The organism is Pseudomonas sp. A-1 (assembly GCF_004801855.1).
In the GTDB taxonomy this organism is placed as follows: domain Bacteria; phylum Pseudomonadota; class Gammaproteobacteria; order Pseudomonadales; family Pseudomonadaceae; genus Geopseudomonas.
In genome coordinates this window covers 1-3,402 of the sequence record NZ_SSTC01000171.1, presented here as the reverse complement: position 1 = coordinate 3,402, position 3,402 = coordinate 1, and the positions used below count along the sequence as shown (strand labels likewise).

Below are 3,402 nucleotides of genomic sequence, written 5' to 3'. Positions count from 1 at the left end.
CGCGAACTACAGAGTGGCCCGGGCGGCAACGCCCAGCGAAGGCCGGATATACGAATGCAACCGCACTGACGACAGGGTTGGAAATGCTTTGCTCACTACTTGTGGGGAGAGTCCATATACCAATTGTTATGCGCACTACCACGCACAGCCGTTACAGCCTTTTCTGAAATTGTAGCTTTCTAACTGCTCAAGCCTGTCAAGTGTTCTGCGTGTAAGGCAGATGCTGTGACTGGAAGAAACTAGATTGTCGCTTTCCTTTCGTGGCTCGTAAAAAGTACAGTCAGCGTCTCGGAATTTTACCCATAGCCGCTGTGCGGCTACTAAGTTTTTTCTATTCTCAAGGTCAAGAGAATTACTCAATTTTGAGTATTGGTAATTTAGCTCTTTGTCCGCTTTTCTGTTAAGGGTGGAGAAACAGCCGGATATTTGTTTATAAGACATATGTTCGCCGCACTCTCTCTCTTCTGATCTCAGATTTTGTGAGTCAGCAAGAGAAAAGTTGGTGAAAATTACTGTCAGGATGAAAACTAGTGTTGTGCGCACGCTGATTCCTTGGTGTGCATAACTATAAATATACACCAACTGGTGCATAACACCCCGAACGGGGTTGGTGGATAACATCCCCAAGCAGGAGAAAGGAACCGCTCTGGAATGCGGCCGCAGGGAAGACTCTGGGTGTGAAGGCAGCTTATACGCCATGACTGCAAATCCCTTGCTTGCGGGGGTATCCAATAGTCAGCGAGGTTATCGCAGCGCATAAACAAAAAACAACCGGAGCAGCCCTTGCGGTCCGGTTGCCAATGCAGGAATTGATCGTTCCCACGCTCCGCGTGGGAACGCAGCCCGTGACGCTCGGCGTCACCGAAACGGACGCGGAGCGTGGGAGCGATCAAAGAGTGGCAGCCGCGCGCCTCAGGCGGCGTGACGCAGCAGCTCGACCAGTTGGGCATGCAGTTGCGGGTCGCCGCAGGCGATCACCGCACCGCCGTTCTGCGCCGAGCCGCCGTCCCAGGCGGTCACCACGCCGCCGGCGCCCTCGACGATGGGCATCAGCGCCTGGATGTCGTAGGGCTGCAGGCTGGCCTCGACGATGGCGTCGACGAAGCCCGAGGCGAGCATGCAGTAGGCGTAGCAGTCGCCGCCGAAACGCAGCAGCTGGGCCTGGGCTGCCACCGCGTCGAAGGCCTGGCGCCGCGCCGGGGTGTCGAACATGTCCGGGGTGGTGCACATCAGCCGGGCGCTGGACAGGCTGGCGCAGGCGCGGGTCTTCAGCGGTGCGCCGTTGCGCCAGGCGCCGGCCGGCGTGCCGACGTAGCGCTCGCCGGTGAACGGCTGGTTCATCACCCCGAGCAGCGGGCGCTGGCCGTCGTTGAGGGCGATCAGCGTGCCCCACAGCGGCAGGCCGGTGATGAAGGCGCGGGTGCCGTCGATGGGATCGAGCACCCAGGTCAGCGGGCTGCTGCCGATCACGGCGTCTTCTTCCTCGCCGAGGATGCCGTGCTCGGGATAGCGCGCGCGGATCAGTTCGCGCATGGCCCGCTCGGCGGCCTTGTCGGCCGCGGTGACCGGGTCGTACAACCGACCGCCCTTGTCCTCCACCGCCAGCGGGGCGCGGAAGTGAGGGGCGATGGCGGTGGCCGCGGCATCGGCCAGTTGCTCGGCGAAGGCCTGGTACTCGGCGAATTGCTCTGCGCTCAGGGACATCGGATATCACCTAGGTTGGTCGTGAAGGTGGCGATGATAGCCGCCAGCGTGCCAGCGCGCTCGGTGCTCAGGCAGGCTGCGGGCCTGCGGCAAGGCAAAGCTGCGCCCGGGGCCCCCTACCCCAACCGCTCCCCGATCGCCGCCCGCACCTCCGGGTCCTGCTCGTCCAGCGTGCGCAGCGCCGCCAGCGGGGCGTTTTCCACCGCCGCCAGGCGCACGGTCCAGTCGGGGTCGTGGAGCATCGGCAGCACGTCGTCGCCGTGCAGGCGCGAGGCGACGATGCGGCGGATTTCCGGTTCGGGGTCCTGGCTCATCAGGCCGAGGCTGATCTCCGGCAGGCGCCTGGCGACCAGCTTGCGCACCTGGCGGTCCTCGTCGCGGATGAAGCGGAACAGCCGGCCCGGGGCGATGCGCTGCACCACGTAGGCGCGCACCAGGTAGTCGCGGTCGGCGGCCATCTGCTCGAGCTGTTCCAGCGGCAGGCGGTCGGCCACGGTGATGCGCACCTCGCGGTCCTCGTCCTGCATCAACAGGTGCAGCTGCTCGCGCGGCAGGCGGTAGGCCACCGCGCGGCGCACCGCCTCGTCGACGTCGCGGACCATGGCCGGCAGCGCCTCCAGCGGCGCGTAGCGCACGGCGATGGCGCGGCGCTCCCAGAACGGGTCGGCCAGGTACTGCACCGCCAGCTGCGGGTTGTTGCGGAAGAAGCGGTCGATCTGCCGGCCGCTCTGCACCGCCACGCAGGCGTCGCCCGGGGTGCAGCGCCCGGCGAGCAGCAGGTGGCGGCTGAAGGCGCAGCCGCGGCAGTCGCCGATGGGGGTGTTGTCCGGACCTTGCTCGAGCATGCCACACCTCAGTCGGGGATGATTTCCGCCAGCACGATGCCGGAAGCCGCGTCGCCGTCGTTGGTCAGCACCGAGCAGTGGTCGCTGGAGTTGACCAGGTAGAGGTTGAAGGCGGCGCGCTCGGCCACCGGCCGGGCGTTGACCGCGATGTCGTCGTCCATGCACCAGGTGAAGTGCACGCCGGGGTGGGCGGCGCGCAGGCGGGCGATCAGGGCGTCGTCGAGGATGCTTTCCTCGGCCTGGCGGATGACGTCGTCGAGCAGTTCCTGGCTGATCATCTCACTGTCCTCGTTCGGGGCTGTCACTGGTGAAGCGCACGCGCAGGTCCGGCCCGGCGCCCATCGCCTTGGCCAGCCAGGGCGGCGGGGCGGCGGCCAGCACGCGCTGCAGTTCCTCGACGATCTCGCTGGCCGGCGATGCGGTGGCCTGGCGGATCGGGTGGACGCCGGCGCGGATCACCTTGGCGGCGGCCGGGCCGCCGATGCTCAGGGTGTAGAGCAGCTGGCAGTCGTGCAGCTGCTCGGCGCGCCGCGCGTTGCGGTCCTCGTCGGGAGCGCAGGCGGCGGCCTCGCGCACGTCGACCAGGCGGCTGGCGCGCGGCGAGATCTGGTAGATCAGGAAGCGCGCGCAGTGGCCGAAGCTGGCGTCCATGCGCGCGCCGTTGTCGGAGGCGCAGGCGATGCGCACCGAGCCGGCGAACTCGCCGTCGCGGTAGGCCTCGGGCGGCGGTGGCGGTTCGCTGGGCAGGCTGACGCCGCGGCCCTTGAGCAGGCCGAGGGCGCTGTGCAGCGCGCGCTCGCCGATCTCCGCCGCGGCGCCGGGCGGCGCGGTGTCCTGCAGGCGGGCCTGCAGG

At 66.7% G+C, this 3,402-nt stretch carries 5 protein-coding genes; all 5 read right to left on the bottom strand.

From position 1 onward, the window contains the following. Positions 1 to 135 precede the first annotated feature (135 nt). The gene (locus E5198_RS22395) at positions 136 to 441 is read right to left on the bottom strand and encodes a lysozyme inhibitor LprI family protein (protein ID WP_372239900.1); all 306 of its coding nucleotides are present in this window, start codon (positions 439 to 441) and stop codon (positions 136 to 138) included. A gap of 471 nt (positions 442 to 912) precedes the next feature. Beyond that, positions 913 to 1,704, bottom strand: a complete 792-nt coding sequence (gene hisN / locus E5198_RS20700) for a histidinol-phosphatase (RefSeq protein ID WP_136491792.1) — start codon at positions 1,702 to 1,704, stop codon at positions 913 to 915. 116 nt (positions 1,705 to 1,820) lie between these two features. Beyond that, positions 1,821 to 2,549 carry a 4Fe4S-binding leucine-rich repeat protein gene (locus tag E5198_RS20695; RefSeq protein WP_136491791.1) on the bottom strand — a complete coding sequence of 243 codons (729 nt, stop codon included), beginning with the start codon at positions 2,547 to 2,549 and terminating at the stop codon, positions 1,821 to 1,823. Between the two features lie 8 nt (positions 2,550 to 2,557). Then, positions 2,558 to 2,827: a DUF6129 family protein gene (locus E5198_RS20690; protein ID WP_136491790.1), complete on the bottom strand. Its 270-nt coding sequence runs from the start codon at positions 2,825 to 2,827 to the stop codon at positions 2,558 to 2,560. Between the two features lies 1 nt (position 2,828). Continuing rightward, on the bottom strand, positions 2,829 to 3,402 hold a 574-nt coding region (locus tag E5198_RS20685; protein ID WP_136491789.1), incomplete at its 5' end, for a NifB/NifX family molybdenum-iron cluster-binding protein.